The 7,215-nt window shown below is 52.9% G+C and carries 4 protein-coding genes; all 4 read left to right on the top strand.

The genetic code is table 11. The features are described 5' to 3' along the window. Positions 1–132: 132 nt before the first annotated feature. The 4 genes from V6D20_10930 (at position 133) to V6D20_10915 (ending at position 7,097) form a co-directional block, all read left to right on the top strand. A complete protein-coding gene (locus tag V6D20_10930) occupies positions 133–291 on the top strand; it encodes a hypothetical protein (protein ID HEY9816295.1) in 159 nt (52 codons plus the stop codon). Positions 292–643: 352 nt separating this feature from the next. Next, the gene (locus tag V6D20_10925; GenBank protein ID HEY9816294.1) at positions 644–3,025 is read left to right on the top strand and encodes a phosphoketolase family protein; all 2,382 of its coding nucleotides are present in this window, start codon (positions 644–646) and stop codon (positions 3,023–3,025) included. Between the two features lie 144 nt (positions 3,026–3,169). Next, the gene (locus V6D20_10920; GenBank protein ID HEY9816293.1) at positions 3,170–5,728 is read left to right on the top strand and encodes a glycogen/starch/alpha-glucan phosphorylase; all 2,559 of its coding nucleotides are present in this window, start codon (positions 3,170–3,172) and stop codon (positions 5,726–5,728) included. A gap of 190 nt (positions 5,729–5,918) precedes the next feature. Further along, positions 5,919–7,097: a transaldolase gene (locus V6D20_10915; protein ID HEY9816292.1), complete on the top strand. Its 1,179-nt coding sequence runs from the start codon at positions 5,919–5,921 to the stop codon at positions 7,095–7,097. Positions 7,098–7,215 lie beyond the last annotated feature (118 nt).

The raw sequence follows: 7,215 nt of genomic DNA, 5'->3' as shown, positions 1-7,215 counted from the left end.
GCGGCTCGGTTGCCCTATGTGGCTTGGAGTAAGTAGGCGACAGCAGGAGGTTCATGGGGATCTCGCAAGCGACGCTGCCTCTTAAATTTGTCCCATTGCTAACCGTCTTGGTGCATCCAGGACGGTTTTCTTATGGGGGGTGCTTTCCTAGCCGTGGTGCCTGGGTGGTGCCTGGGTGGTGCCTGGGACAATCCCCACCCTGCGGTAGATGGCGATCGCGCTGCAATGATCTACACCTATACCCAAGAGAGCGATCGAAAACTAGGGGCGTATCAAGTTGTGCCGAGGTAGATGAGGGTGATTTTCCATTCATGGCACACCCAAACCTGAAGAAATTTACAAGCTATTGCCGGTATTCCCCCATAGTGCCTCTAGATTGGAGGCAGGGTTATTAGCGTACCACCGTCGGATCCTCATCACTCGATAGCTTTTAGACGTGAAGCTGATTGATGGGCGGTTATTCTAGCAACCACGTTCGTTTTCCTTTGACGAACTCAGCCATGTTGGTCTCCCGGTTGGCCTACAGGACAGCGTCTAGAATTCTCAAGTTCGCATCCTGAATTGTGTCGTGGGTGGGTCTAGAGCGATCGCTCTTTCCTTGCCTAGCACTGTCATTGAGAACATCACACTAGAGTTCATACCTATGGTTGTTGCAGACGTCATTCAATCCAAACCTCTATCAGCGGAAGAGCTGAGCAAAATCAACGCCTATTGGCGAGCCGCCAACTACCTCTCCGTGGGGCAAATTTACCTCTACGGCAATCCGTTGCTGAAAGAGCCCCTCAAGTTGGAGCATATCAAGCCGCGACTATTAGGACATTGGGGCACCACCCCTGGCCTGAATTTTATCTATGTCCATCTCAATCGGTTGATTAAGGCGCAAGACCTCAACGTAGTCTATATCGCTGGCCCAGGCCATGGTGGCCCGGGTTTGGTCGCCAACACGTACCTAGAAGGCACCTACAGCGAGTTCTACCCTAATATTTCCCAGGATGAAGACGGGATCTTCCGCCTGTTTAAGCAGTTTTCCTTCCCCGGCGGCATTCCTAGCCACGTTGCGCCAGAAACCCCTGGCTCGATCCACGAAGGCGGCGAGTTGGGCTATGCCCTGTCCCATGCCTACGGAGCTGCGTTTGATAACCCAGACTTGATTGTGGCCTGCGTGGTGGGTGATGGGGAGGCAGAAACTGGCCCGCTGGCAGCTAGTTGGCATTCCAACAAGTTTCTCAACCCCGTCCACGACGGGGCGGTACTGCCGATTTTGCACCTGAATGGTTACAAGATCGCCAACCCCACGGTGCTGTCTCGCCTCAGCCCCGGGGAACTGGAAAGCCTGTTTGTGGGCTATGGCTACCGTCCCTACTTTGTGGAGGGCTCGGATCCAGAGCAAATGCACCAGCTCATGGCTCGTACCATGGAGCTGGCCATATCTGAAATCAAGACCATTCAGCAGGATGCCCGCACCAACGGCTACCGGCAGCGGCCCCAGTGGCCCATGATTGTCCTCAAGTCGCCTAAGGGCTGGACGGGCCCCAAGGAGGTGGATGGCAAGAAGACCGAAGACTATTGGCGATCGCACCAAGTTCCCTTCTCTGACCTATCGACCAACGAAGACCATATCCGGCTGCTGGAAGACTGGATGAAGAGCTACAAGCCGGAGGAGCTGTTTGATGAAGCCGGTACGCTGATTCCAGAATTGGCGGCCCTCGCACCCAAGGGCGATCGCCGTATGGGTGCCAATCCCCACGCCAATGGCGGCATCCTGCTGCGGGATCTGCGAATGCCAGACTTCCAAGACTATGCCGTTCCCGTTCCCAAACCCGCTACTACCTACGCCCAAGCCACCTTGGAAATGGGCAAGTTCCTCCGGGACGTGATGAAGCAAAACTTGGATAGCCAAAACTTTCGGGTCTTTGGCCCCGATGAAACAGCCTCCAACCGCCTGCATCCCATCTTTGAGGTCAGCGATCGCACCTGGGTCGCCGCAACGCTCCCCGAAGATGATCACTTGGCTGCCAATGGTCGCGTCATGGAAATCTTGAGCGAACATACCTGCCAGGGCTGGCTCGAAGGCTACCTGCTCACCGGTCGCCATGGCTTTTTCTCCTGCTATGAAGCCTTCATCCATTTGATTGACTCCATGTTTAACCAACATGCCAAATGGCTGAAGACCACTCGCCACATTCCTTGGCGGCGGCCCATTGCCTCCCTCAACTACCTGCTCACCTCCCACGTGTGGCGGCAGGATCACAACGGCTTTAGCCACCAAGACCCCGGTTTTATTGACCATGTGATCAATAAAAAAGCAGATGTGATTCGGGTGTATCTACCCCCCGATGCCAACACGCTGCTGTCTGTGACCGATCACTGCCTGCGCAGTCGGCACTATGTCAACGTGGTAGTGGCGGGAAAACAACCGTCGCTGCAATATCTAGACATGGATGCAGCTGTTAAGCACTGCACCAAGGGCATCGGCATTTGGGATTGGGCCAGCAACGATCAGGGTTGTGAACCCGATGTGGTGCTCGCCTGCGCAGGCGATGTGCCCACCTTGGAAACGCTGGCCGCTACTGACCTGCTGCGGCAGCATTTCCCTGACCTCAAGGTGCGGGTGATTAACGTGGTGGATTTGATGACCCTCCAACCGGAGCGCGAACATCCCCACGGGCTGAGTGATAAAGAGTTTGATACTCTCTTTACTACCGATAAGCCCATCATCTTTGCCTACCACGGCTACCCTTGGCTGATTCATCGACTCACCTATCGCCGCACCAATCATAAAAATATGCATGTGCGCGGCTACAAGGAAGAAGGAACCACGACCACGCCATTTGATATGGTGGTGCTCAATGACCTCGATCGCTTCCACTTGGCAATGGACGTGATTGAACGGGTTCCATCGCTTCAGAGTACAGGTGCCTACGTGATGCAAATGCTACGAGACAAGCTGATCGATCACAAACACTATATTGCCCGCTATGGGCAAGATATGCCCGATATCCGGGATTGGATGTGGCCCCATTAGGGACGTCCACCACGACAGGGGCGTTGGGCGATCGCCCCCTGACCCTCTTCTGGGTCTTGCCTCAGATCCTGGTACCCACGCGATCTACACCCAGCGATCGCCCCCGCCCATGTTGACCCGACTGCACAACTGCGAGAACAACCCATGACAACCTACGACGTAATCAACAGCCAAAACCAGTCCTTCGAATGTCCCACGGTTCAGGTCGAAGATGACCGTACTGGGCTGAGCATTGAAACGCTTAAGCGGGCCTTTGCCGATCATTTATTTTATCTTCAGGGCAAAAATGCCGCCACGGCGACCGATAACGACTTTTATACCGCTCTTGCCTACACGGTACGCGATCGCCTCCTTTACCGCTGGCTAAAAACCCAAGAACGCTACACGGACGAAAAGGTGAAAATGGTCGCCTACCTGTCCGCTGAATTTCTCATGGGTCGGCATTTGGGCAACAGTTTGATCAACTTGGAAATCTATGACCAGGTGAAGCAAGCCGTTGCTGAAACAGGACTCGACATGGATAAGCTTCTAGAACAGGAGGAAGATCCAGGTCTTGGCAATGGCGGTTTAGGTCGTTTGGCGGCTTGTTTTCTAGACTCCCTGGCGACGTTAGAAATGCCAGCTATTGGCTATGGCATTCGCTACGAGTTTGGTATTTTTCACCAAATTATTCGTAATGGATTTCAGCTAGAAATTCCTGACAACTGGTTAAAACTGGGCAACCCTTGGGAAATTGCTCGTCCAGAAGCCAAGGTGGAAATTAAACTCGGCGGCTACACCGAGCCCTACACCGACGATCGCGGTCACTATCGCGTCTGCTGGATTCCAGGGCGCACCGTGATCGCCATTCCCTATGACACACCCGTCCCTGGCTACAACACCAACACCGTCAATACCCTCCGGCTTTGGAAGGCAGAGGCCAGCGACGAATTTGACTTCGACGCCTTTAACTCTGGGCAATATGACAACGCGGTGGCGGAGAAGATGAGTTCTGAAACCATCTCCAAGGTGCTGTATCCCAACGACAATACGCCCCAAGGACGTGAACTGCGGCTAGAGCAGCAATATTTCTTCGTGTCGGCATCGCTGCAAGATATGATTCGCCGTCATTTGCTGGTGCATCCTACCTTGGATGACTTCCATGAATACTTCGCCATCCAGCTCAACGATACCCACCCCACCATTGGTATTGCTGAACTCATGCGTCTGCTGCTGGATGAGTATGAACTGGAATGGAACCATGCGTGGCACATCACCCAGAACACCTTTGCCTTCACCAACCACACCCTGATGCCGGAAGCGCTAGAGCGTTGGCCTGTCAGTCTGTTGGAACGGGTGTTGCCGCGTCTGTTGGAAATCATTTATGAAATCAACTTCCGCTTCATGGAAGATGTGAAAACCTGGTATCCCAAAGATGAGGGACGTATTTCCCGCCTGTCGATTATCCAAGAGCAGCCTGAGAAGTCAGTGCGCATGGCATCCTTGGCCTGTGTTGGTAGTCATGCCATCAACGGGGTCGCCGCCCTCCACACCGAATTGCTGAAGCAAAGTGTGCTGAAGGACTTCTATGAACTTTGGCCCGAGAAATTCACCAATAAAACCAATGGTGTGACGCCGCGCCGCTGGATTTTGCTGAGTAATCCAGCTCTGTCGGAGTTGTTGACCGAAAAGCTCGGTGGCAAGGAATGGCTCACCCATTTAGACCAAATGCGCAAGCTGGAAGAGTTTGTGGATGATCCAGCTTTTTGCGATCGCTGGCGGCAGATCAAGCAACAGAATAAGCAAGACTTGGCGGCCTATATCTGGAAGCACAACGGCATTGATGTCGATGTCAATTCCATGTTTGATGTGCAGGTGAAGCGGATTCATGAATACAAGCGCCAGTTGTTGGCCGTGTTGAACATCATCACCCTATACAACCGCCTGCGCCGGGATCCAGGGCTGGATATTGTGCCTCGTACCTTTATCTTTGGTGGCAAGGCAGCTCCAGGCTACTACATGGCTAAGCTGATCATCAAATTGGTGAATGCGGTGGCTGATGTGGTGAATCGGGCACCGCACGTGCGCGGTCGCCTTAAGGTGGTCTTCTTGGCGAACTTCAACGCTTCCCTGGGGCAGCGCATTTACCCGGCAGCCGATCTATCGGAACAAATTTCCATGGCGGGTAAGGAAGCCTCCGGCACCGGCAACATGAAATTCTCCATGAATGGTGCACTCACCATCGGTACCTTAGATGGTGCCAATATCGAAATTCGTGAAGAAGTGGGTGCAGAGAATTTCTTCCTGTTTGGGTTGACGGCAGAAGAAGTATTGACGATGAAGCAACGGGGCTACGACCCGATGGAATACTACAACGGTAACCAAGAACTGCGGGATGTGATCGATGCGATCGCTGGCGGCGATTTCTCCCCGGGTGATCCGGATCTCTTCCGTCCGATTGTGGATTCATTGCTCCACCATGATGAATACATGCTGCTAGCAGATTATCAATCCTATGTGGAAAGCCAGAAGCACGTTAGTCAGGTCTATCGTGATCAGAATGCTTGGACACGTATGTCGATCCTGAATGCTGCTCGCATGGGTAAGTTCTCTTCCGATCGCACTATCCGTCAATACTGCGACGAGATTTGGAACGTGAAGCCCGTCACCATTGAGGTTGAAGACTACAACCAAGCCAGTGCCGGCTTCAAGGTTGAACAATAGCTGTTCTTGGGGTTCGTTCTGAGCAGGATGAACCCTATCCATTCGGCGTTGCTGAATCGATGTATGATTTGCCCTTTCTCCCCTCTCTAGGGAGAGGGTTAGGGAGAGGACGGATTTAAGACTTCATACTTATATTCAGCAACGCCATTTATCCTACCTCTTTGCCCTCTACTGTACTTTCCTTCAAACTATGACTAAGAGCCTACTTGAACAACTTCGTGAGATGACGGTGGTCGTCGCCGACACCGGTGATATTCAAGCCATTAAAAAGGTGAAGCCCCAAGACGCCACGACCAACCCTTCGCTGATCACAGCGGCGGCTCAAATGCCGGAATATCAGGAAATTGTGGATAAAACCTTGGCCCAAGCCCAGCAAGATGCGGGAGCTGATGCCAGCCAGAAAGACATTGTCACCCTAGCCTTCGATCGCCTTGCGGTGGCCTTTGGTTTGAAAATTCTTGACATTATTCCGGGGCGAGTGTCCACAGAAGTCGATGCGCGGCTCTCCTACGATACCGAGGCCACCATTGCTAAGGCCCATGATTTGATTGCCCAATACAAGGCGGCAGGGGTATCCAGCGATCGCATTTTGATCAAGATTGCCGCCACCTGGGAAGGCATCAAGGCGGCCGAACAGCTTGAGAAAGAAGGTATCCACTGCAACCTCACGCTGATGTTTGGGCTACACCAAGCGATCGCCTGCGCCGATGCCGGAGTCACCCTGATTTCTCCTTTCGTAGGACGCATCCTGGACTGGTATAAGAAAGATACAGGGCGAGATTCCTATCCTGCTGCAGAAGATCCGGGTGTTCTCTCGGTGACCCAGATTTATAACTACTACAAAAAATTTGGCCACAAGACCGAAATTATGGGCGCTAGCTTCCGCAACCTAGGAGAAATCACTGAACTAGCCGGCTGTGACCTGCTCACCATTTCTCCCAGCTTGCTGGAACAGTTGGATTCCACCATCGCTGAGCTACCCCGGAAGCTCGATCCCAAGAAGGCAGCCCAGTCTGATCTTGAAGCCATCCAGATCGACAAAGCTACCTTTGAGTCCATGCATCGTGCTGACCGTATGGCTTCTGACAAGCTAGATGAAGGGATTCAAGGCTTTTCTAAGGCTCTCGTTGCCCTAGAAGAGCTTCTCGCTGAGCGCCTCTCCCGGATTGATGGGAGCGACATCGTCAGCCATGCAGCAGAAGACGTGTTTCGTGCCTATGATCTCGATGGAGACGGCTTCATCACTCGGGAAGAATGGATGGGAAGTGATGCCGTGTTTGATGCCCTCGATCTCAACCATGATGGCAAAATTACCCCTGAAGAAATGGGCGCTGGGCTAGGTGCCGCCTTCCGATTGGCCAAGGTGTAGCACAAATCCACTCGGTAGCTCAATTCAAGCAGAGAGCGATCGCTTCGTTAGGGGGCGATCGCTCCTTTAGTTACGGCCTATCAAGTCTTCAAAATGTCACGATATAGTTTAATACGCC

It is taken from the genome of Candidatus Obscuribacterales bacterium (assembly GCA_036703605.1).
Lineage (GTDB): Bacteria > Cyanobacteriota > Cyanobacteriia > RECH01 > RECH01 > RECH01.
The sequence above is the reverse complement of the archived record's forward strand: the minus strand, read 5'-3'. Positions and strand labels throughout refer to the sequence as shown.